At 70.7% G+C, this 22,894-nt stretch carries 19 protein-coding genes and 1 tRNA gene; 9 read left to right on the top strand and 11 right to left on the bottom strand.

Translation table 11 applies throughout. The annotated features are described in order from the left end of the window. Positions 1–2: 2 nt before the first annotated feature. The 3 genes from OOK40_RS03225 (at position 3) to OOK40_RS03215 (ending at position 4,152) form a co-directional block, all read left to right on the top strand. Entirely contained in the window at positions 3–1,418 is a 1,416-nt protein-coding gene (locus OOK40_RS03225; RefSeq protein WP_266476284.1) for a PP2C family serine/threonine-protein phosphatase, read from the top strand. A gap of 97 nt (positions 1,419–1,515) precedes the next feature. Then, positions 1,516–2,874 carry a VWA domain-containing protein gene (locus tag OOK40_RS03220; RefSeq protein ID WP_266476282.1) on the top strand — a complete coding sequence of 453 codons (1,359 nt, stop codon included), beginning with the start codon at positions 1,516–1,518 and terminating at the stop codon, positions 2,872–2,874. A gap of 72 nt (positions 2,875–2,946) precedes the next feature. After that, a complete protein-coding gene (locus OOK40_RS03215; RefSeq protein WP_266476280.1) occupies positions 2,947–4,152 on the top strand; it encodes an FHA domain-containing protein in 1,206 nt (401 codons plus the stop codon). Here the strand turns inward: OOK40_RS03215 and OOK40_RS03210 are convergent. Beyond that, positions 4,149–5,168, bottom strand: a complete 1,020-nt coding sequence (locus OOK40_RS03210) for a methyltransferase domain-containing protein (protein ID WP_266476278.1) — start codon at positions 5,166–5,168, stop codon at positions 4,149–4,151. The two genes, OOK40_RS03215 and OOK40_RS03210, sit on opposite strands and share 4 nt — an antisense overlap. 100 nt (positions 5,169–5,268) lie before the next feature. On the opposite strand from OOK40_RS03210, the gene OOK40_RS03205 reads away from it, so the two are divergent. After that, entirely contained in the window at positions 5,269–5,673 is a 405-nt protein-coding gene (locus OOK40_RS03205; protein ID WP_266476277.1) for a globin, read from the top strand. A 19-nt stretch (positions 5,674–5,692) separates the two neighbouring features. Here the strand turns inward: OOK40_RS03205 and OOK40_RS03200 are convergent, their stop codons facing one another. From OOK40_RS03200 to OOK40_RS03170, 7 genes are all read right to left on the bottom strand, one after another. After that, complete coding sequence (locus OOK40_RS03200) at positions 5,693–6,367, bottom strand: hypothetical protein (protein WP_266476276.1); 675 nt, start codon at positions 6,365–6,367, stop codon at positions 5,693–5,695. Next, the gene (locus OOK40_RS03195) at positions 6,364–6,804 is read right to left on the bottom strand and encodes a thioesterase family protein (RefSeq protein ID WP_266476275.1); all 441 of its coding nucleotides are present in this window, start codon (positions 6,802–6,804) and stop codon (positions 6,364–6,366) included. Before OOK40_RS03195 ends, OOK40_RS03200 begins: the two co-directional genes overlap by 4 nt. A gap of 9 nt (positions 6,805–6,813) precedes the next feature. Then, a complete protein-coding gene (gene ettA / locus OOK40_RS03190; protein WP_266476271.1) occupies positions 6,814–8,478 on the bottom strand; it encodes an energy-dependent translational throttle protein EttA in 1,665 nt (554 codons plus the stop codon). A 214-nt stretch (positions 8,479–8,692) separates the two neighbouring features. After that, positions 8,693–10,099: a Cys-Gln thioester bond-forming surface protein gene (locus OOK40_RS03185; RefSeq protein ID WP_266476270.1), complete on the bottom strand. Its 1,407-nt coding sequence runs from the start codon at positions 10,097–10,099 to the stop codon at positions 8,693–8,695. 233 nt (positions 10,100–10,332) lie between these two features. Beyond that, complete coding sequence (locus tag OOK40_RS03180; protein WP_266476269.1) at positions 10,333–10,776, bottom strand: single-stranded DNA-binding protein; 444 nt, start codon at positions 10,774–10,776, stop codon at positions 10,333–10,335. 123 nt (positions 10,777–10,899) lie between these two features. Then, entirely contained in the window at positions 10,900–12,711 is a 1,812-nt protein-coding gene (locus OOK40_RS03175; protein WP_266476267.1) for a YfjP family GTPase, read from the bottom strand. Positions 12,712–12,716: 5 nt separating this feature from the next. Further along, positions 12,717–14,333 carry a dynamin family protein gene (locus OOK40_RS03170; protein ID WP_266476266.1) on the bottom strand — a complete coding sequence of 539 codons (1,617 nt, stop codon included), beginning with the start codon at positions 14,331–14,333 and terminating at the stop codon, positions 12,717–12,719. Between the two features lie 307 nt (positions 14,334–14,640). Here OOK40_RS03170 and OOK40_RS03165 point away from each other — a divergent pair. The 4 genes from OOK40_RS03165 to OOK40_RS03150 all read left to right on the top strand — a co-directional run bounded on the left by OOK40_RS03165 (position 14,641) and on the right by OOK40_RS03150 (position 18,113). Then, a tRNA-Arg gene (locus OOK40_RS03165) sits at positions 14,641–14,713 on the top strand. A gap of 520 nt (positions 14,714–15,233) precedes the next feature. Next, the gene (locus OOK40_RS03160) at positions 15,234–17,267 is read left to right on the top strand and encodes an APC family permease (RefSeq protein ID WP_266476265.1); all 2,034 of its coding nucleotides are present in this window, start codon (positions 15,234–15,236) and stop codon (positions 17,265–17,267) included. 97 nt (positions 17,268–17,364) lie between these two features. Then, positions 17,365–17,661 (top strand): hypothetical protein, encoded by a 297-nt coding sequence (locus tag OOK40_RS03155; protein ID WP_266476264.1) that lies wholly within the window; start codon positions 17,365–17,367, stop codon positions 17,659–17,661. Positions 17,662–17,792: 131 nt separating this feature from the next. Then, a complete protein-coding gene (locus OOK40_RS03150; RefSeq protein ID WP_266476262.1) occupies positions 17,793–18,113 on the top strand; it encodes a GYD domain-containing protein in 321 nt (106 codons plus the stop codon). Positions 18,114–18,212: 99 nt separating this feature from the next. Here OOK40_RS03150 and OOK40_RS03145 read toward each other — a convergent pair whose 3' ends face one another. The 3 genes from OOK40_RS03145 to OOK40_RS03135 form a co-directional block, all read right to left on the bottom strand. Then, positions 18,213–19,190: a lysylphosphatidylglycerol synthase transmembrane domain-containing protein gene (locus tag OOK40_RS03145; protein ID WP_266476260.1), complete on the bottom strand. Its 978-nt coding sequence runs from the start codon at positions 19,188–19,190 to the stop codon at positions 18,213–18,215. Positions 19,191–19,363: 173 nt separating this feature from the next. Further along, positions 19,364–19,834, bottom strand: a complete 471-nt coding sequence (locus OOK40_RS03140; protein WP_266476259.1) for a DUF1772 domain-containing protein — start codon at positions 19,832–19,834, stop codon at positions 19,364–19,366. A gap of 433 nt (positions 19,835–20,267) precedes the next feature. Then, positions 20,268–21,854 carry a VWA domain-containing protein gene (locus tag OOK40_RS03135; protein ID WP_266476257.1) on the bottom strand — a complete coding sequence of 529 codons (1,587 nt, stop codon included), beginning with the start codon at positions 21,852–21,854 and terminating at the stop codon, positions 20,268–20,270. 433 nt (positions 21,855–22,287) lie between these two features. On the opposite strand from OOK40_RS03135, the gene OOK40_RS03130 reads away from it, so the two are divergent. Next, complete coding sequence (locus tag OOK40_RS03130; RefSeq protein ID WP_266476256.1) at positions 22,288–22,887, top strand: DNA-binding response regulator; 600 nt, start codon at positions 22,288–22,290, stop codon at positions 22,885–22,887. The last annotated feature ends 7 nt before the right edge of the window (positions 22,888–22,894 follow it).

Raw genomic sequence — 22,894 nt, 5'->3', positions numbered from 1 at the left:
TGATGGCCTCGCAGATGCACCACCCGGCCGCGGGGTCGACCTGCCCAAGCTGCGACGAGCCGCTGGAGAGGGGTGACCTCTTCTGCGGCGCGTGCGGATACGACCTCTCGGCCGTGCCCGAGCAGCCGGACGACCACCCGACCATCGCCATCGGCACGGCAGTCCAGTGGCCGACGGCGACCGGCACGGACAGTGCGGGTACCCCGACGCCCACGCACCGGCCCGGCGATCTGCCGGGCACGGACTCGGGCGGCAGCCCGCTGGCCGCCCCGGCGGCCGTACGGTACGACAACCGGCCGGGCCGTGAGGCCTCGCCCGATGTCCCCGTCGTCCCTGTCCAAGCCACCGCGCCCAAGGCCTCACCCAATGCCGCGCCGAGCGTCTCTCCCAGTGGCGACTTCGAGCTGCCCGCACCCGAGGCGGCCCCCGTCGGCGCCGCCGACCCGCGCGCCGTGGATCCCGTGACTGCCCCGTCCGGCACCAAGCTCTGCGTGGCCTGCCGCGCCGGTCATGTCGACACCGACGGCTACTGCGAGAACTGCGGGCACGCCCAGCCCCGCGAGCGCGACCACATGGAGCGTGAGCTCGGCTCGGTCGCCGCGGTCAGCGACCGCGGACTGCGCCACCACCGCAACGAGGACTCGTTCGCGGTCTCCTCCACGGCCCTGCCCGACGGCTCACCGGCCGTCGTCGCGATCGTCTGTGACGGGGTGTCGTCGGCGACCCGCCCCGACGAGGCCTCCGAGGCCGCGGCGAGCGCCGCCAACGAGCTGCTGCTGGAGATCCTGCCGCGCGGCACGCACCCCCAGCAGGCCATGCACGAGGCGATCGTTGCAGCCGCGGACGCGGTCAACTCCCTTGCCACCGACCCCGGTGAGGGCGAGGCGATGGAGCACGATTCGCACCGCCACCAGAACGCGCCCGCGTGCACGATCGTCGGCGCGATCGCGGCCGGCGGTCTGCTGGTCGTCGGCTGGGTCGGCGACAGCCGGGCGTACTGGGTGCCCGACGACCGCAGCGGCCCGCCCGCCCGGCTCACCGATGACGACTCCTGGGCCGCCCAGATGGTGGCGGCGGGCCTGATGAGCGAGGCCGAGGCCTACGCGGACGAGCGCGCCCACGCCATCACGGGCTGGCTGGGAGCGGACGCGTACGAACTGGAGCCGCACACCGCGTCCTTCAAGCCGGACCGTTCCGGTGTGGTCGTGGTCTGCACGGACGGCCTGTGGAACTACGCCGAGGGCGCCGAGGACATGGCCCGGGCGATCCCGGCCGATGCCGCGGGACGGCCTCTGCACAGTGCGCAGGTTCTGGTCGGTCATGCCCTGGACGGCGGGGGCCACGACAACGTAACAGTGGCCGTCCTGCCGTTCGCCGTGCCGCAGCAAGGGGCAGGATCGGCCTACAACAAGGCTTGAGCCCCCTTTTGTCCGCGGCTTGCGGACCTTCATGTCGTTTCTCGCTGACCGATTCTGACCAACTCTGCCCGAGCGGAGCCTCAAGGAGCCGATTCAGATGGCTGTTTTCTCCAAGTCCCAGGTGCCGCAGTTCTCCGTCGAGGTGTACCAGAACGCATACCTGCCCGAGGGCGGCCGCGAGGTGAACGCGATCGTCACGGTCACCTCCACGGGGGGCGGCACCAGTGGCGGTGCTCCGCTCACGGGCGCCACGCCCTCCCCCGCCGCCATACCGGGGCAGGCACCGAGCGCGGCCGTAGTGATCATGGTCGACTGTTCCGGCTCGATGGACTACCCGCCGACCAAGATGCGCAATGCCCGTGATGCCACGGCTGCCGCCATCGACACCCTGCGCGACGGCGTCGCGTTCGCGGTGGTCGCGGGCACGCATGTGGCCGCCGAGGTCTTCCCCGGCGACGGAAAGCTCGCCGTCGCCGATCCGGCGACCCGCGCCCAGGCCAAGGACGCCCTGCGGCGTCTCACCGCGGGCGGCGGCACCGCGATCGGCACCTGGCTGCGGCTGGCCGACCGGCTGCTCGCCACCTCCGATGTCGCGATCAGGCACGGCATCCTGCTCACCGACGGCCGTAACGAGCACGAGGCCCCGGAGGATCTGCGGGCCACGCTCGACGCGGTCGGGGGCCGCTTCACGTGCGACGCCCGCGGCGTCGGGACCGACTGGGAGGTCAAGGAGGTCACCGGTGTCGCCTCCGCGCTGCTCGGCACGGCGGACATTGTCGCGAACCCGGCCGAGCTGGCCGCGGACTTCACGAGCATGATGGAGAACGCGATGGGCAAGGAGGTCGCGGACGTGGCGCTGCGGCTGTGGACACCCGTCGGCGTGGAGATCAAGTTCATCAAGCAAGTGGCTCCGACGGTCGAGGAGCTGACCGGGCGGCGCACGGAGGCGGGTCCCCGGGCCGGGGACTACCCCACGGGATCCTGGGGCGACGAGTCCCGCGACTATCACGTATGCGTCCAGGTGCCGGAGGCGGGCATCGGCCAGGAGATGCTCGCCGCCCGCGTCTCGCTGATCATTCCGGCCGCGGACGGCGGCGCTCCGCAGGTGCTGTCGCAAGGTCTCGTACGCGCGGTGTGGACGGACGACATGGTGGCGTCCACCTCCATCAATCCGCAGGTCGCGCACTACACGGGTCAGGCCGAACTGGCACAAGTCATCCAACAGGGGCTGGATGCCCGCAAGTCGGGCGACATCGACGGCGCGACCGCGAAGCTCGGCCGCGCGGTGCAGCTCGCGGCTGACTCGGGCAACGAGGACACTGCGAAACTGCTTTCGAAGGTGGTGGACGTCGTCGATGCGGCGACGGGTACTGTGCGACTGAAGGCGAAGGTCGCGGAGGCGGACGAGATGACCCTCGAAACGCGCTCCACCAAGACAGTTCGTGTGAAGAAGTAGCCAGCAGAAGCACCCAGATTGACCGATGTGAAACGGCCCCCGGGCCGGACGAGGAGAGGGGGAAGCGCCGACATGCCGACCTGCCCGAACGGACACCAGTCGGGTTCCGACGACTGGTGCGAGGTCTGTGGCCACCGCATGGCCGGTCCTGGTGCTCCCGCGGGTGCCGTGCCGCCGCCTCCGCCGCCACCCCCGCCGGCCTACGGCTACCCCGGCCCGGGTCCCGGCTCCGCCGACCCGAACGCCACCGCCCAGGCCGAGCTCTGCCCGCAGTGCCGCACCCCGCGCGAGGCCATGGCCCCTTTCTGCGAGGAGTGCCGGTACAACTTCCTCACGCACACGGCGACCTCGTACACCCCGCTGGCTCCGCCCCCGCAGCCGGTCGGCGGGCTGAATCTGCCGCCGGGCTTCCAGGCGCAGCCGGCGCCCGCGCCGCAGCAGCAGCACCCCAATCCGCAGCAGCACGACCCGTACGAGTACCAGAGCTCGCGGCCCTCGCAGATGAACCGGCCGGCCGAGCCGCTGATGAACGAGCCGCCGTCGCAGCAGCAGCCGCCGCAGGGCTTCCAGCAGCAGGGGCCGCCGCCTGTGCCGCAGGCGTTCCAGCAGCAGCCGGGCCCGCCGGCGCCGCCCGCGTATCACCAGCCCGCACCTCCCGCGCCGCCGGGGCACCAGCAGACGGGCGGCGGGGACGACTGGATGCTGCCTCCGCCCTCGCAGGCGCAGGCACCGCAGCAGACGCAGCCACCACAGCCTCAGGCACCGCAGCAGCCGCACCCGTTCCAGCAGCAGCCGATGCAGCCGCAGTACACCCAGCAGCCCGGCCCTCCGCAGGGTCAGCAGGCTCCGCCCCCGTACCAGCAGGCAGCACCCGCGGGCTGGACGGCCGTCATCGCGCCCGACCGTGAGTACTTCCTGGCGATGATGCAGCGCAGCGGCCCGGACGCGAGCGGCCTCAACCTGCCCGCGTACTCCCCCGAGCAGCAGCTCCCGCTCGTCGGCAACCAGATCACCATCGGCCGCCGCCGGCACTCCACCGGCGAGTCCCCCGACATCGATCTCTCGGTGCCTCCGGAGGACCCGGGTGTCTCGCACCAGCACGCGGTGCTGGTGCAGCAGCCCGACGGCTCGTGGGCGGTCGTCGACCAGAACTCCACCAACGGCACCACGCTCAACGGCGCCGAGGACCCGATCCAGCCCTATGTCCCGATCCCGCTGAACGACGGCGACCGGGTCCATGTCGGAGCCTGGACGACGATCACAATCCGCCGGGGCTAAGCCTGGCGTGTGGGACGCCCCAGGGGCCAGGCGTACGGCCCCTCGGGGTCGTCCAGCCAGGCCCACTGGTGGTGTCCGCTGACCGTGACCCCGAAGCGGTCCCGCTGCGGGCGCCGCTCGCGCTCCCACAGCGACAATGCCTCGTGCGGGTCGAGGCTGCCCGCGGTCAGCGTCAGCAGAAAACGGAACAGCTCGTTCTCGATCGCGCGCCTCGGCAGCCCGCCGGTGTGCCCCTCCCGTGCGGCCGAGCCGCCGCGCAGCGGCACGAAGTAGGCGGCCGTCCGCAGAAAGCGCCCCTCCGCGGTGCGGCCGCGGCTGTCGTCGTGCACCCGCAGGGCGATCAGACCGGTGGAGAGCGGCGCCAGGATCCGCGCCCCCGGCCTGCACTGCGGCAGCCAGTCGAAGGGAACGGACGGCAGGGTGCAGGTCGCGATGATGCGGTCGAACGGTGCGCGTTCGGGGCAGCCGCGCGCGCCGTCGCCGGTGATCACGGCCGGGTGGTAGCCCGCGGCGGCCAGATGCGAGCGCGCCGACTCGGTGATCTCCGGGTCCACGTCGATGGTCGTCACCAGCTCGTCGCCGAGACGGTGGGCGAGCAGGGCGGCGTTGTAGCCGGTGCCCGCGCCGATCTCCAGGACGGCGTCCCCGTCGCGTACCTCCAGCTCCTGAAGCATCCGTGCCATCAGCGAGGGCTGGCTGCTGGAGGAGAGCAGCTGCCCGTCGCGCACCCGCGTCGCGAGCGGCCCGTCGGCATAGGCACCCCGCAGCCAGCGGGCCCGCCGCTGCGGATCAGGGTCCTCGCACCACAGCCGCTCGTACGCGCCCTTGCCGACGCCGTCGCTCGGGGCGTATCCCCGGCTCACGAAGTAGTACGGCACGAACAGATGCCGCGGCACGTCCTCGAACGCCGCCCGCCAGGCCGGATCGGTCAGCCCTCCGTCGGCCATGATCGTCCGTACCATCGAGCGCCGTGCCTCGGCCGCGGGCTCGGCGAACCGTTCAAGCTCCGTACCCATGCCTCCACTCTCCTGCGCGGCCGCCGCCGAGGCGAGCACCCGATCGTGGACGGGTCCTAGGGCCTGCGTCCTCGGCCGGTGCGTCTGAGACCATGGAGGGGTGACTGAGATTCCGCGCGGCACCCTTGAGGAGCAGACGTTCTACGAACAGATCGGTGGCGAGGAGACCTTCCGGCGTCTCGTCCACCGTTTCTACCAGGGCGTTGCCGAGGACCCGCTGCTGCGGCCGATGTACCCGGAGGAGGATCTGGGTCCGGCCGAGGAGCGGCTCACGCTGTTCCTGATCCAGTACTGGGGCGGGCCCCGCACCTACAGCGACAATCGCGGCCACCCGCGGCTGCGGATGCGGCACGCGCCGTTCACCGTCGACCGGGCCGCACACGACGCCTGGCTGAGGCACATGCGTACGGCCGTGGACGAGCTCGGGCTCTCCGAGGCGCACCAGCGGCAGCTGTGGGACTACCTCAGCTATGCCGCGGCCTCGATGGTGAACGCGGCCGACTAGCGGGTTGCAGCAGCGGGTGTCAGCCGTGGCGGGTGGGCGTGACCGTCAGTCCGCCGAGACCATTGGTGCGTACGACGATCGACCCGAAGGGCGTACGCAGCCTGAGCCAGGCCCCCGTGGACAGCAGGGCGACCGGAACTCCCGGGCGCAGAAAGCCGAGCGACTGGGCGGCATGCACGGCACGCAGCGGCAGCCCGGTGGTGCCGACGGTGCGCGACCAGATGTCGCGGCCGATCCGGTCCCGCTCGGCGCGGGTGCGGCGCTCGGCGGGCAACTGCTCGTCGCGGGTGCGGAATTCGGCGACCGCGGCGGCGACGGCTCCGCGCATCGCGGTCACTCCGGGCAGTCCGGCGAGCTCCCGCCAGCCGCCGCGCGGCGGCAGCACCCCGGCCCACGGCGGCCCGGTGACGGGCGCGGGCACGGTGAACTCCGCGCCGCCCTCACCGCCCAGGGACTCCAGAAGCTCACCCGCCGAGACGGTGACATCCAGCTCGACGGGGTCGTCGAGCCGTGCCGTACGGATCGCAAGCACCTCGAAGGAGGGCGGGCGCCCGAAAACGGCGAGCGCGCCACCACCGGCCTGAAGGCGGACGGCGGCGGCGCGGTCGTAGTGGATCAGCCGGGCGAGGAAGGCGGCGAGATCCTCCGCCTCCCTCGCGTCGGCGAGGTGCAGACTCTGCACGGGCACGCTCATGCGGCGAGAGCACCCTCGCCCGCGTCGTCCAGGTACTTCAGGAGGAAGGACTTCTCCTCCGCGCTGATCCGGCGCGGACGCTCGGCGGCGAGGTCGTAGGGCACGACGACGGTCGAGGCCCGCACATAGACCTGCGAAGGGCCCTCCGCGTCCTTGACCTCGTACGCGATGGTCAGCGACGCCGCACCTATCTTCGTCACCCACGACTCGATGATCACCGGCTCGTGCCGGTGGACCAGCGGACGCTTGTACTCGATCTCGTGGCGGGCCACGACGGACCCGCCGGAGAACGACGGCGACCCGTCCCCCGGCGCCAGCCGGAACATGAAGTCGATACGCGCTTCTTCCAGATACCGGAGGAAGACGACATTGTTGACATGCCCGAAGGCGTCCATGTCCGACCAGCGGAGGGGGCAGCGGTAGATGTGCCGGGCCATTGGTGAACCTCAGCCCCGGGTGAGCTTCTTGTAGGTGGCACGGTGCGGACGGGCCGCGTCCGGGCCGAGGCGCTCGACCTTGTTCTTCTCGTACGAATCGAAGTTGCCCTCGAACCAGAACCACTTGGAGTCGCCCTCGTACGCCAGGATGTGCGTGGCGACGCGGTCGAGGAACCAGCGGTCGTGGGAGACGACCACGGCCGCACCGGGGAACTCGAGCAGGGCGTTCTCCAGGGAGGAGAGCGTCTCGACGTCGAGGTCGTTGGTGGGCTCGTCGAGGAGCAGCAGGTTGCCGCCCTGCTTGAGGGTCAGCGCCAGGTTGAGGCGGTTGCGCTCACCGCCCGACAGGACACCGGCCGGCTTCTGCTGGTCCGGGCCCTTGAAACCGAACGCCGAGACATAGGCGCGGGACGGCATCTCGACCTGGCCGACGTTGATGTAGTCGAGCTCGTCGGAGACAACGGCCCACAGGGTCTTCTTGGGGTCGATGTTGGCGCGGCTCTGGTCGACGTAGGAGATCTTGACGGTCTCGCCGACCTTGATCACACCGGAGTCGGCCTCTTCCAGACCCTGGATCATCTTGAAGAGCGTGGTCTTGCCGGCGCCGTTGGGGCCGATGACGCCGACGATGCCGTTACGCGGCAGGGTAAAGCTCAGGTCGTCGATAAGGACCTTGTCGCCGAAGGCCTTGGTGAGGTTCTCGACCTCGACGACGACGGAGCCCAGACGCGGGCCCGGCGGGATCTGGATCTCCTCGAAGTCCAGCTTCCGCATCTTGTCGGCCTCGGCGGCCATCTCCTCGTAACGGGCCAGACGGGCCTTGGACTTGGCCTGCCGCCCCTTCGCGTTGGAGCGCACCCACTCGAGCTCTTCCTTCAGACGCTTCTGGCGCTTGGCGTCCTTGGCTCCCTCGACCTTGAGGCGGGAGGCCTTGTTCTCCAGGTAGGTGGAGTAGTTGCCCTCGTAGGGGTGGGCGCGGCCGCGGTCGAGCTCGAGGATCCACTCGGCCACGTTGTCGAGGAAATACCGGTCGTGGGTGATGGCGACGACGGTGCCGGGGTACTTGGCGAGGTGCGCCTCCAGCCACTGCACGGACTCGGCATCCAGGTGGTTGGTGGGCTCGTCGAGGAGCAGCAGGTCGGGGGCTTCGAGCAGCAGCTTGCACAGGGCGACGCGGCGCTTCTCACCACCGGAGAGGGTGGTGACGGGCCAGTCCCCGGGCGGGCAGCCGAGCGCGTCCATGGCCTGCTCGAGCTGGGCGTCGAGGTCCCAGGCGTTGGCGTGGTCGAGCTCCTCCTGGAGCTTGCCCATCTCTTCCATCAGCGCGTCGGTGTACTCGGTCGCCATCTGCTCGGCGATCTCGTTGAACCGGTCGAGCTTGCCCTTGATCGCGGCAACGCCGTCCTCGACGTTCTCCAGAACCGTCTTGGACTCGTCCAGCGGCGGCTCCTGCAGCAGGATGCCGACGGTGTAGCCGGGCGAGAGGAACGCGTCACCGTTGGAGGGCTGCTCCAGACCGGCCATGATCTTCAGCACGGTGGACTTACCGGCGCCGTTGGGGCCGACCACACCGATCTTCGCACCGGGCAGGAAGCTCAGCGTCACGTCATCGAGGATGACCTTGTCGCCGTGCGCCTTGCGCGTCTTGCGCATCGTGTAGATGTACTCAGCCAAGAGAAACCGTCCGGCAAGAAGAGGGTGGGCAGATACACCCCATCTTGCCGTACGTCCATCCCTCGATGGAAACCGGTAGGTCGGGGCCCCTGCTCCGGTCCGGCCCATCGGCACCGGTCCGGCACAGAACCGGCACCGACGGAAACGACCCCGGAGCGCGCACAGGCGTACCGGGGCCGTCTCGTGCGCAGTGTCACGTTGCGCGAGGGAGCGCTCACTCCTCGGTGGGCGTCTCCTTCTTCTTGCGGAGGAAGAAGACCGCGCCGCCGCCGATCACGACCAGCCCGATCGCTATGCCCGCGATCATCGGGGTGGCGTTGGAGCTCCCCGTCGCGGCGAGGTCGCCCTCAAGGCCACTGGAGGTGCCACCGGCCGAGGCCGGGCTGGGCTGGGACGAGGGAGTGTCCTCGGGGCCCGAGGCGCCGGTGGTCTTGCAGTCCAGCACGCCTTTGAAGGTCTTACTGAAGCCTTCGGGCCCGGTGATGGTGAAGTCGTACGCCTGGTCCTCGGCGACCGGGATGGTGACCGTCCTGGACGCCCCGGCCGGGATCGTGTGCTTGAAGCCCATCAGCTCGAAGCTGAACGGGGCGTCGCCCTTGTTGGCCGCGCTGATGTCCACGCCGCCCTTGGCGCAGTTCTTCTTCGCCGACAGCGCCGGAATCGCGCCCGCCTTCGCCCAGGTCGCCGTCGCGGTCGCGGAGACCGTGGACTCGCTGGAGCCGGCCAGGATCTGGGTCTGGCTCTTGGTCGCACCCGCGAAGGCACGGCCCACCGGCACGGACGTGGTGGCCTGCGCCGTCAGCGTCGCCGAGCCGTCGACAGCACCGGCCGGCACGTCGAAGTAGAGCTGGGCGCCGTTGACGACCGCGGTGAGGGGCTTCCCGGCCACGTCGGTGATCTTGATCCCGCTGGCTGCCGCGTCGGCCGGCGGGGTCAGAGCGACCTGCCCGGCATCGGTGCGGACGGTGACGGGGCCGAGCCGTCCGCCCGCCTTGCCGGAGACGGCGTTCGGCTCCAGGCTGAGCGAGGCCTTCGGCTCCGCCACGTTCCGGGCCTTGGCCTCCAGCCAGTCCGCGAGCTTTTCCGCGGCGGGGTCGAGCGCGTCGACGTCCGCGCCGTCCGAGTAGCGCCAGATGGCCACCTGGGTGCCGGCCGCCGCGGTCCTCTCGGAGAGCGGCCCGGTGCCTGCCGACTTGGCCAGCGCCGCCAGGTCGTCGACCTGGGGGTAGGAGTGCAGCAGGATCCACCGGATCCTGCCCGCGTCCTTGTTGGTGCCCAGCGACGTCTGATTCCAGGCGGTCTCGAGGTACTTCGCCTGGTCCTGGGTCGGGTTGTGGATGTCGATGCAGTACGTCTTCAGCCGTCCGCCGCCGTCGACGGTCATCTCGAAGACCCCGGCGGGGATTTCGTGCTTCTTGCCGTTCGTGCGGAGCACGGCCCGGTCAAAGGTCTTCAGCCCGTCGAGAGCGGCAACCGCGCCACCCTGGTGCTGGACGTCGTCCTCGGCGACGGCCGGGCCTGCGGCGGCCAAAGAGCCGGTCGCGATGAGGCCCGACAGCAAGGCCGCGGCAGTCAGACGACGAGCAGCGCTCCGCCTGCGTCCGACCGACGCAGAGAACACAGCAAACACAGAATTCCCCTCCGGGCGAGGCCCTATTCGCGTGTGACGCGTGGGGGGAGTGCCTCACCTGCAGACTCAAGTGCCCCGTGGTACGCCGAAATCCTATGGACGCCGCGCACCCCAGTCCCCCGTCATACCGTCAGACAACCATTCCGACTCGGAATCGTTATCGCCGCCTCTGTCGCCATCGCCGAATCCCCGCTCCTGAATCGACAAATCTCCACAACTCCTGGTCAGGGCACGGCTACCGGCGCCGCCCCGACCTCCTCGGATCGCTCGCCGGCGCGCTCCGCCGGACGGGCCGTCAGATGCGGTTCCGCCTTCATCACGCGCCGGAATGCCGAGGTCCCGCGCGTCAGATCGTGGCCCACCGCCACCGCGTCGATCTCCACCGATGTCCTGCGTTTCCCGTCCCGCTCCTCCTCGCGCACCTTCAACCGCCCATGGACAAGAAGCGGTTCTCCCACGGAGACCGACCCGGCCAGATTTATGGCGAGCGACCGCCAGGCGAAGACCGTGTAGAAGCTGGTGTGCCCGTCCGTCCAGCTTCCGCTCTGCTTGTCCCATCGCCTCGGAGTCACAGCGAATCGGAATCGCGCCATGCCTCCTGCCACCGATTCCCGGTACTCCACATTCGTGGCGACATTGCCCACCACCGTCACCATCGTGTCGTTCACGACAGCCACCTCCCCGTCCGGTTGTGCTGACCGATCTCCATGCTGGACCGGAAGGGAAGAACCCGCTGACGGCTGTGGACGAGAGCCCCTCTGTGGAAAACCCCGTCACCCCCCTCACCCCAGTCACCGCTGGAGCCATACAGACCCGCCCCCAGGCCCGCCCCCGGAACCGCCACCCGGAACCGCCACGGCAGCCCCCGCCTTCCCCGACGACACCGTCGAGTACTGCTCCCGCACCTCGCGGTAGCGCATGAGCTCCCCCGCGATCGGGTCGAGCACCCTCGCCCGCCCGCACCCGGCCGCCGCCTCCCGCAGTCGCCGCTCGGCGTCCTGTCCGTACCGCCGCGCAGGCCCCCGTACGGCCGCCCCGCACGCCCATTCCACCAGCGGCCCGCCCACGATCCCGGCGAGCATCAGCATCGCCGGTGTCAGCAGCCCCGGCTCCAGGACGCCGATGATCTGGCCCACCAGCCAGAGCCCGCCGTAGATCTGAAGCAGCGTCATCGACGCCTGTGCCAGTACCGCGGCCGGCCACCACTTCGGCCGCAGGGGCCGTCCACTCGTCGCCGCCGCCTCCCGCGTCGCCAGCTCGTCCAGCGCCTCGGGCAGCCCCTCGGCCCCGCGCACCGCCGCCTCGCGCACCGCCTGCGCCCAGGGCGCGGGCAGCCCGGCGGCCGCCTCGTCCGCGACCGTACGCACTGCCTGTTCGACCCGTTGGCGCGCCGTGAGCTCCTCCTCCACCGGCTCCGCGGCCTCCGGCGCCCCGCTGCCCGGCGTACGCGTGCCCTCGTACCAGCGCCACAGCCGCAGCCAGGGCGTCCCGCACGCCCGCCCTGCGTTCCTGCGCCACTCGCGCTCCGCCGTCTCACCGGCCGCCTTGGCACCGATCGCCTCGGCGAGCCGGGCGGCGAAGTCCTCGCGCGAGCGTTCGCTCAGTCCGGTCCTGCCGTCGGCCACGTACACCGCACGCAGCTTGGCCGCTGCGGCCTCCACGTCGGCGGACAGGCGTCGCGCCGGGGCAGTGCGCTCCTGTACGAACGTCCCGATCATCTCCCGCAGTTCCTCGACGCCTTCCCCGGTCAGCGCGGAGAGCGGGAGCACGGTTGCGCCGGGTTCGCCGTGTTCGCCGAGCGCCATGCCGTCCTCGTCCAGGAGGCGGCGCAGATCGTCGAGCACCTGGTCGGCGGCCTCGCCGGGCAGCCGGTCCACCTGATTGAGCACCACGAAGGTGATCTCCGCATGCCCGGCGAGCGGCCGCAGATACCGCTCGTGCAGGGCGGCGTCCGCGTACTTCTCCGGGTCTACGACCCAGATCACCGCGTCCACCAGTGCCAGCACCCGGTCCACCTGCTCCCGGTGGCGGACCAGTGCCGAGTCGTGGTCGGGCAGGTCGACGAGCACCAGCCCGGACAGCTCCTCGGCGCCGCCCGCCAGGGGTCTGCGCCGCAGCCGGGGCGGGATTGCGAGCCGGTCGAGCAGCCCGGCGGCACCCTCCGACCAGGTGCAGGCGATCGGTCCTGTGGTGGTGGGCCTGCGCAGTCCGGTCTCCGAGATCGGCACTTGGGCCAGGGCGTTGAAGAGCGTCGACTTGCCACTGCCTGTGGCGCCCGCGATGGCGACGACGGTGTGCCGCGAGGAGAGCCGCTGGCGGGCGGCCGCCTCGTCGAGGACACGTCCTGCCTCGGCGAGTGTCTGCCCGTCCAGCCGGGTCCGTGACAGGCCGATGAGTTCGCGCAGGGCGTCGAGGCGTACCCGAAGCGGCCCGACGTACGCCCCGCCGATCGGGACGTGTTCCTCACCCACCTCCTCCTCGGTCCCCTCCCTTGTCTCCTCATCGCGCAGCCCGCTGTCGTCGCGGCCGCCCGCGCGCCGGGCGATCAGCCCGTCGTCCCAGCGGTCCGCGGCCTCGTCCTCGTCGTCAGTGATGGCGGTCAACGCCGTCACCTCTCCTTCTGCAGTACGGACAGCGCGGCGATCAGTTCGGCCTGCGGCTCGGGGGTCACTTCGAGTGCGTCCAGGGGTGCCAGCCGGCGGTCGCGTTCGCCGTGCAGTACGCCGTCGATGTACGTCGCCATGAGCTCGCCGCCCTTGTCGCGCAGTCGCAGCGCGCCCTTGGCGCCGATCCGTTCGGCAAGCCGCTCCCCCGCTCCGCGTGCGCGCCTGCCGCCGAGCAGTGCGGCCGCGATCAGTGCGGCCACAGTTTCGGCGTCGGGCGGGAGATTCAGGTCCAGCCGGCGTACCTCTTCGTCGGCGAGCTCCTCCAGCTCCCGCCGCCAGCGGCGCACGGCGATCCCGATCCGTTCCGCAGACTCCAGGTCCGGCCGCCCTCCCCGAGCGAGGACGGCTTCCGCGGCGGGCTCGCGCCGCCAGGCGTCCTGGACGCGTTCGTCGGCGGCGGCGACGGCGCACTGCAGCAGCGCGGACAGGCTGCCCACCAGCGCGTCCAGCAGCTCGCCCGCGGAGCTGTCGCGCGGAAAGCCGCGCCAGCGCGTCCGCGCGTCGCCCGCGAGCACCGCACCGCTCCGGAGCTGCCCGCGTACCCGCTCGCGCTCCTTGTCGTACGCGTCCTCGACCGCGCCGGTGAGCCGTACGGCCGCTGCGTACTGCCCCGCCACGGCGGCCGCGAGTTCCGGCATCCGGGCGTTGAGCGAATCGATCACGCCCGATGCGGTACGTGCCAGTGCCTGCTGGCGGGCCGCCGGATCCTGCGCCCTGTGGGCCAGCCAGGCGAAGAGGGGGGCGACGGCGGTGGTGGGCAGCAGCCCGTTGCCGCCGCCCGCCGACTCGGGCAGCTCCGGGATCGTGAACCGCGGCACCTCGCCGAGTCCAGCCTTGGTCAGCAGGGCGGCGTATTGGCGCGAGACCTCCGCGACGACCTGGTGGGGTACCCGGTCGAGCACGGTGACCAGCGTCGCGTCGTACTCCTTGGCGGTACGCAGCAGATGCCAGGGGACCGCGTCCGCGTACCGCGAGGCCGTCGTCACCATCACCCACACATCGGCGGCGCAGATCAACTCGGCGGCCAACAGCCGGTTCTCGACGACGAGCGAGTCGATGTCGGGCGCGTCGAGCAGTGCGAGCCCGCGGGGCAGGCCGGCGGCGGTCTCGATCCGCAGGGAGTTCTGCGCGTCGGCCGCCTCGCGGGCACCGTCCTGTTCCCCTTCGGTCTCGTCCTGCTGGGGCAGCCATACGCGGGTGAGGTGCGGCAGTACCCGCATTCCCGCGAACCAGTGGTGGTCGTCGGGATGGCATACGAGCACCGGCGTACGGGTGGTGGGCCGCAGCACCCCGGCCTCGCTGACCCGCCGCCCCACAAGGGAGTTGACGAGGGTCGACTTCCCGGCCCCGGTGGATCCGCCGACGACGGCGAGAAGCGGCGCTTCGGGCTCCTTGAGCCGGGGCACGAGATAGTCGTCGAGCTGTGCGAGCAGCTCGGCACGCGTCTGCCGAGCGCGCGGGGCGCCAGGAAGGGGAAGAGGGAGACGCACGGCGGCGACACGGTCGCGGAGGGCGGAGAGTGCGTCGATCAGCTGAGGCCGTGCATCCAAGGTCACCACATGCGAAGAATGCCCAATTTAAGTGGCTTTTTGAAGCGTATAGCCCTCCCTGCGCGCCGGTCGGACAGACGGGACACATGAGGCGAGTGGGGCGCAGGCATAACGAGTGCACAACACCCGAGACGCGAGGCGCTAAAAGCGGTGCGTGAATCGCACCTGCCTGCGATTATCGGTTCGCTTCACCGAACCTCCACATCGTGCCACGCAGGTGAAGCAACGGGGTCAAGGCGATCGGAGCCCTATCCTTGTCCCCGGCAAGGTCACGGAACACCCGACGTGGGCTCCAGGCCACCGAGGCCACCATTCGGCCCCCGTAGCTCAGTGGATAGAGCAGGCGCCTTCTAAGCGCTTGGCCGCAGGTTCGAGTCCTGCCGGGGGCGCTCTACCCGACCGAAGTACGGCCCTCCCTCGTGGGGGGCTTTTTTGCAGGTCACGGAAGTCTGGCGAGGGCGGCCCAGCGCTCGGGCAAACCAGCTGGGTCCCGCCGGGCGCCCGCTCGTTCGCGCTCAGGACGTCGGGGCATGGTGTTCCTGGTGGAGTCCGCGGTGGGCATCATGCTCACGTGAGCGGCCCCGGGCCCGTGCCGTCGCGGATGAATACGGGCGGGTAGCGGCGCATCGCCTCCTGGTTCTCCCCTCCGCGCTGCGGGAGTTGGGTGAGATCGGCGGCGGCCGGCGTACGTCTGCCGTGGACCCCCGTGCGCCGGATGATGGCCGGCCTGAGGCGCGCAGCCGTTTCGAAGCGAGGCGGCTCGGCAGGCTCTGACGCGTCGGCCGGCCACCCTCATCGGCGCAATTGCGCCATTTGTACGAAGCCTCGGCGAATCCTAACGAGTTCTTGATGCCCCTCAGACCCCTCTGACGGTGCATTCCGGCCGGTGGGGCGGCTTACGCTCGCGCCGTGCTCAACGTGACCGGGATACTCAAGCGGCTGGTGATCGGCCGGGCAAGGCGCAGCGAGGAGCTGGGCGAGACGCTGCTGCCCAAGCGCCTCGCTCTGCCGATCTTCGCCTCCGACCCACTGTCCTCGGTGGCGTACGCCACCCAGGAGATCCTGCTGGTCCTCACGCTGGGCGGCCTGGCGTATCTGCATTTCACGCCCTGGATCGCGGCCGCGGTCGTGGCGCTGATGACCGTGGTGGTGCTGTCCTACCGCCAGGTGGTGCACGCCTATCCGAGCGGCGGTGGGTCGTACGAGGTGGCCTCGACGAACCTCGGCCCGTCGGCCGGCCTGGTGGTCGCCTCCTCGCTGCTGGTCGACTACGTGATGACGGTGGCCGTATCGGTCGCCTCCGGCGTCGACAACATCATCTCGGCGGTGCCCGAACTGGCCGACGAGCGGGTGCTGATGGCGCTGATCTTCGTCGCCCTGCTGACCGCGATGAACCTGCGCGGGGTACGCGAGTCCGGCCAACTGTTCGCCGCCCCGACCTACCTGTTCATCGGCGGCGTACTGATCATGGTCGGCACCGGCCTGTTCCGCTATCTGATGGGTGACGCGCCGGTGGCCGAAAGCGCCGCCTACGGCATCAAGCCGGAGCCCGGGGACGCGGACCTGGCGGGCCTCGCGCTGGTGATGCTGGTCCTGCGCGCGTTCTCCAGCGGCTGTACAGCACTGACCGGCGTGGAGGCGATCTCCAACGGCGTGCCCGCCTTCCGCAAGCCCAAGTCCCAGAACGCCGCGACCACCATGGCCGCGATGGGCATCATCGCCATCACGATGTTCGTCGGCGTCACCACGCTCGCCATCGTGGCCAAGGTGCACATCACCGACGACTCCTGCCGGCTGACGGGGCTGACCGACTGCGAGGGCTACACACAGCGCACGGTCATCGCGCAGCTGGCCGCCTCCGTCTTCGGCGGCGAGAACAGCGTCGGCTTCTACTTCATCCAGGCCGCCACCGCCCTGGTCCTGATTCTCGCCGCGAACACCGCCTTCAACGGCTTCCCGCTGCTCGCCTCGATTCTCGCCCAGCACCGCTATCTGCCACGCCAGTTGCACAACCGCGGCGACCGGCTCGCGTTCTCCAACGGCATCCTGGCCCTGGCGATCGTGGCCGGACTGCTGCTGTGGGGCTACAAAGCCAATGTCACCAGCCTCATCCACCTCTACATCCTGGGCGTGTTCACCTCCTTCACGCTGTCCCAGACGGGCATGGTCCGGCACTGGAACCGCGAGCTGCGTACCGAGCCCGATCAGGCGCTCCGCCGCCGCCATCAGGTCGCGCGGGTCATCAACGCCACCGGCGCGGTCGTCACGTGTCTGGTCCTGGTCATCGTGCTGGCCACCAAGTTCACCCAGGGCGCGTGGCTGGCGGTGCTGGCGGCGATCGTGCTGTTCGTGATGATGCGCGGCATCCGCCGCCACTACGACTCCGTCGCGGCCGAACTCGCGGTCACGGACCCGCGCAGCGAGATGGTCCGGCCTTCCCGGGTGCTGGCCATCGTGCTCGTGTCCACCATCCACAAACCGACCCTGCGGGCGCTGGCCTACGCACGCGCCTTCAGGCCCGACCGGCTGGAAGCCCTCACCGTCGCGGTCGACCGCGACGCCTCCACCGCGCTCCAACGGCAGTGGGACGACTACGGCATCGAGATCCCGCTCAAGGTTCTCGACTCCCCCTACCGCGAGATCACCAAGTCGGTTGTGGAATACGTGCGCTCGATACGGCGCGAGAGCCCGCGCGACGTGGTCGCGGTCTTCATCCCCGAGTACGTGGTCGGCCACTGGTGGGAGAACCTGCTGCACAACCAGTCCGCGCTGTGGCTCAAGAGCCGCCTGCTGTTCACCCCCGGCGTGATGGTGACCAGCGTCCCCTGGCAGCTGTCCTCCTCCGTCCGCGCCGACCACCCTGCCGCCCGCGCCCCCGGCTCCGTACGCCGCGGAGAACCCACGACGGCGCCCAAGAGCGACGACGTCAGCACGCCTCACTAGCCGCCCCGCGGAGAGGAGGCGCGAGCGGCAGCGCCGACCTACGGTGGTTGGGAGAGGACGCCGTCAGGCCGAACGCGGCGTTCCTGAGGAGGCTGCGATGAAGGAGCTATTCGTCTGGGTGACGACGCGCCGCATCAAGCCCGGCGCGTTGGAGGAGTTCGAAGGGGCCTGGCGCCCGGACCCGTATCCGCAGGCTCTGCGCTACGCCTACGCGTACTGGAGCGAGGACGGCCGGGAGATCACCGGGGTGTCGTTCTGGGACACCAAGGAGGCGTGCGACTCCTGGCGGGCCTCCGAGGCGGAGACGCGGCGGCACGAGGCCATGGCCCCGTACGTCGTCGAGGAGCGGGAAGGCTTCTACCGCGGGCGTGAACTCGCCGTCCCCGCGCGATAGCCGGCGCACGGTCTGCGGAATCCCGGTCGCGGCTCTGGCACCGGGGCGGCCTTCGCCGCGACGGGGGACGCGAGGCGGAGGAGAATTCAGGTAAAGGGCAAGGATCGGGACAATGCCGAAGGCGGAGACCGATGTCGAAATACCTTTTCAGAGTCACGCTGACCGTGGACGGCCTGAAGGGCATGCTCAAGGAAGGTGCTGCGTCGCGCCGCGAGGTCGTCGAACGCATGGTTCAGGGCCTGGGAGGCCAGATCGAATCCATGTACTGGGCGTTCGGCAAGGATGACGTCTACGTCATCGCGGACCTGCCGAGCAACGCCTCCGCTGCGGCCATGGGCCTGGTCACCTCGGCGGCCGGTGGCGTTCGCACGAACACCGTCGTCCTGCTGACGGCCGACGAGATCGACGAAGCGGCCCGCCAGAAGGTGGACTACCGCGCACCCGGTGCCTGACGCACGCGCCTGACCGTTGCGGCGACCCGCATCGGGCGGCAGGGGCTCAGTTTCCTGCGCCCTGATGGCACGCACCGGGGTAGGCCCTGTCCGTACGGCTCAGAGCACCCGCCACCGCACCAGCGCGGCCAGCACCGCCACTCCCGGCAGCAGCGGCATCCATACGGTGAGGAAGCGGAAGCCGAGAACCGTCGCGGTGGCGACCACGAGCGGCGCGCCGACCGTGACGAGAGCGACGGCCAGGGCGGGCTCGACCGAGCCGATGCCGCCCGGAGCCGGAATGAAACCGGCCACGATGCTCGCCGCCAGATAGGCGATCACGATGTAGTGCCACGAGACCGGCAGTTCAAGGGCGAGGGCGACACAGACCAGCACGCCTGCCTGCAGCAGCGGGAAGGCCAGTGCGCCGCCCCACAGGGCCAGCGCCCGGGACGGCCGTTTGTGCAGGGCGCGTGCGTCGGTCAGCGCCGTGCGCAGGAATCCGGCGACGAAGCGGCGCAGCCGCGGTATCGAGAGCAGCACGATCACCGCCGTTCCGACGACGGCGACCGCGACGAGGAGCGCCGTCGGGACCGTACTCCCTGGCGGTACGAGCTCGTCGAGCCGCAGCGCGTCGGGGAAGGCGAGCACCAGCCCGAGGAGCAGTCCGATCCTGGCGACCGCCTCGACCAGGCTGTAGAGGGCGAGCGCGGCCGTCGAACGGTCCAGCGGAATGCCGCAGCCCCGAAGGAAGCGCAGGGTGACCACATGCGCCCCGAGTCCGGCCGGGAGCAAGTGGTTGGCGGCTCCGGCGGCGAACTGCGAGGCGAGCAGGCGCCCGGTGGGGAGCCGTTCCACGACGGTTCCCTGGCGTACGCAGGACGCCGCCACCCAGCACAGTCCGGTGACGACGCCGCCCATGAGCAGCCAGCTGATGTCGGCGCCGCCGAGGCGGCTGACGCCGGAGGCCACGAGGGGCCAGTTGCCGAAGGCCCAGACGGCAACCAGGACGAACGGGACGAAGCAGAGGATCCTGCGGACGGGCAGCTGCCGCAGGCGGTTCAGCGGGTGCCGTTGCAGGGGGAGGGTCTCGGGCATGGCCACGTTCTCGGCCGTCCTTCTTTCATGGGGCCCGCCTCGCGGCGCGATCGCGGTACGAGACGGGAGGGCTGCCCGGGAACCTGCCCTTCTCCCGCGACATTCCGGTGTCGCGAACCCGACATCCAGCGGATACGTCGGTGGCCTCTGGGGGCACCGGTGCTGTCACGTCGCTACAGCGCGGCACTGACCAGCAGGGCGAACGACGCGATCGTGAACAGCGTGCGGATCAGATGGAGGACGTTCCAGCGGGGCTCGAAGGCCGCGCGGACCTCGCTGTCGGGGCCGGCCGAGGGGTCGTTCTCCGACGTCGCGAGGGCGTTGTTCAGCGGGATGTTGCCGACGACGGTGACGAGGTGATTGAGGACCGCGCACAACAGGCCCGCGACGATCAGCCAACGCTGGGTGTCCGTACGCCCGTCGACGGGGACGGCGAGGGCCGCGGCCGGGAAGGCGATGATCCCGAAGAAGATGAGGAGGAAGAGCGGGCGCGGTACGACCTCGTTGATCCGGCGCATGGCGGTGAGGAACTGGTCGTCGGACAGCCGGGCGAGAGCGGGCATGACCCCGGTCCGGAAGGTCAGCATGAACCCCGCGTACAGACCGGTGGAGATGATGGCGAGGGCGAGCAAAAGGGTGGCCATGGCCCACATCATGTCCCTCCGCCTCCGGAGCGGCACGCACCAGGGCCGGACCGGAGTGCGGCGGGGCGACCACGCCGTCCGCCTCCTGCCCAAGGCGACAGGTGACTGGCGACCGGCAGGCGACCCCGCGCGGCCGGGCTGCAGCTGAGGCCCGCCTGCCGGGCCGGGACTCCAGGCTGGAGCCGAGCCACCGGGCTGGGACCGGGCCACGAGGCTGGAGCCGGGCCCGCCCTGCGAGTCCGCCGCCGGGCTGACCTCGACCCGCCTGGTCGGCGGCTCCGCCGGGCCGCACCCGAACCCACCTGCCCGGCAGCGCGCCCAGCAGCCGGGACCTGGCGCAGCCCGACCGCCGCGCCCTGACCACGGCACAGCCCGACCAGCGCTGCGCCGTCGTCGGGGCGCAGCCCGACCGCCGCGCCGTCTCACCCTCGTCTCAGTCCCGCAGCCTCTGCGCCTGCCTGATCGCCTCCGCCAGCTGCCGCACCGCGCCGTCCTCCGTCGACTTGGCCAGCGTCCCCGCCCGCTCGGCCAGTTCGCCCAGACCCGGCGCGCCCGGCATCGAGCCGCCCCTCAGCGATTCGGCGAAGTACGCCGCGACTGCCGTGACCTGGAGCCTCTTGGAGGCTCCGTCCCACAGCGCGCCGTCGATCGCGTCCGTCTCGACGGAGCCCGTCTGCTCGTGCGGCGCGCGCGTCCGTGGGTCGAGCCAGCGGACGGTCGCCGTCGCGACATGACCGCTCGCGCCCTCCCGCAGCCGTACCGCATACAGCGCCGTCACCGTGTGGCCCGGGCCGACCTCGCCGCCGTCCACACGGTCGTTGCGGAAGTCCTCGTCCGCGACCGCGCGGTTCTCGTAGCCGATGAGCCGGAACTGCTTGACGGTCTTCGGGTCGAAGGCCACCTGCGCCTTGGCGTCCCGTGCGCGCAGCTCGACATGGGTGGGCAGCTGGTCGACGAAGACCTTCCTGGCCTGCTGGCTGGTGGAGACGTACGTGGTGTGACCGTCGCCCTTGTCGGCGAGCCGCTCCATCAGCTCGTCGCCGTACTCACTGCCGACGCCCACGCCGAAGAGCGTGATGCCGTACTCCCGACGCGCGTCGTCGATGCGGTCGAGGATCGCGTCGGCGTCGGTCTCCCCCGTATTGGCGAGGGCGTCGGAGAGGAGCACGACGCGGTTGGTGGCTCCGCGGCGACGGCCCTCGACCGCCTCGTCGTAGCCGGTCCGCACGCCCGCCTCGACATTGGTGGAGTCGGTCGGCTCCAAACTGTCGATCACCGAGTGGATCCGCTCGCGGCTGCCCTTGAGCCTGGTCATCGGCAGCCGGGTCTCGGCCTCGTCGCTGAAGGTGACGACGGCGATCGAGTCGTCGTCGCGCAGCTTGTCGGTGAGGATGCCCAGCGATTCCTGGACGAGGTCGAGGCGGCCAGGCTCAGCCATGGAGCCGGAGATGTCGATGACGAACGTGAGAGCGGCGGGCGGCCGTTCGCCCGCGCGGTCGGAGGGGCGGGTCGAAAGCCCCACGCGCACCAGCGACCAGTCCTCCCCGTCCACTTCGCCCTCGGCGCCACGGGGCCGCGCGCCGTCGACCGTCACCGAGAAGCCGTCGCCCTTCGGCCGCGGATAGTCCTGCCGGAAGCTGTTGACGAACTCCTCGGGCCTGATGTCACCGGGCTGCGGCCGCTGTCCGTCGGCGAGTGTGCGACGGGCATAGCCGTACGAGGCGGTGTCGACGTCGAGCGCGAAGGTCGACAGATAGTCGGCCGCTGGCCTTGAATCCTCGAGCGCGTCGTCCTTTCGCTGTCCTTCCGACCCGCCGTCAACCCCCTCCGCAGGTGCGCCTCCTCCGCCGTCCGGCGCGATCGGCACGGGTGCGGGCTTCGAGCCGTCGTTCGCCCGCTGCTCGCCGCTGTGGGAGGACCGGTCGGCCTGGCCGCCCGTGCCGCAGCCCGCGGTCAGCAGCATGCCGCCGGCCAGTATCGCGGCCGCCGCTCCCCTGTACGTCCGTGTGCTGAGCTTCATCTGGGCTCCCCTGGATCGTCACTTGTGAATGTGACGTCCGAGACGGCTCCAAGGAGCAGTCGAAGGAGTTGCGGATGGATCTCAATGCGGCAACGGCGGGCGGGAGTTGCCCGCCCGGGAAGGGCAACTCCCTCAGTGGCTCCACTGCTCGCACTCATCTCTCCTGCCTCCATCGTGACCGGCCACCGCTCGGAAACGAAGGGACTGGCAAGGACTCGCCAGTCCCCGACCAGGCGCTTGTCACCATGTGCATTCGTGTGCGTACATGGAGTGGCATACGAATCCGAAGGGGACGGACCGTATGTCTGCGTGGATGGCGGGGGGATGATCTGCGATGACAGTGGGGGTCGTTCCGGGCTCCGTGCTCGGTCCAGAGGTTTCACGGTCTGTTCTGCGCGACGCGCCTGGGCAGCCTGTTCAAGGGGTGGCGCAGGTGAGAGCGGCCCTGACCAGGCTGGTCCGCTCCGCACGCCGCGAGCTCCTCAGCTTCGACGACCCGGCAGGTGCGCTGGGCCAGGGCATTCCGGAGCGGTTCCTCGAATTCGCAGGCGCCTGCGTGCGTTCGGCCACCGGGCAGACCGCGGCGGTCCGACGTATCGCACCCCGGCAGGGGCTGACACATATGCGGGAGCCGTTGCACTGCCCCGGCGCGGTCAGGGTGACGGACTCCATTCCGTTCAAGATGGTCGTCGCGGACCGCACGGTCGCTGCCGTGCCGCTCGATCTGGAACTGCACTACAACGGCGTGCTCTTGATCCGCGATCCCGTTGTCGTCCAGACCCTGGTCCGCACACACCGCACCTGGTGGGACACGGGTGATGATCCGACCCGACATATGGTCGGCCCTGTGCCGGCCCATCTGCGGTCCGTGCTCCACGCCATGCTGACCGGGCTCACGGACGAGGCGGCCGCGGCCCGGCTCGGCATGTCGGGGCGCACGTACAGCCGCCGCGTCGGTGAACTGCTCGCCGCTCTCGGCACGACGAGCCGCTTCCGGGCGGGAGCGGAAGCGGCTCGTCGGGGCTGGCTGTAGCGATGCG

This window comes from Streptomyces sp. NBC_01481 (assembly GCF_026339995.1).
Lineage (GTDB): Bacteria > Actinomycetota > Actinomycetes > Streptomycetales > Streptomycetaceae > Streptomyces.
The sequence above is the reverse complement of the archived record's forward strand: the minus strand, read 5'-3'. Positions and strand labels throughout refer to the sequence as shown.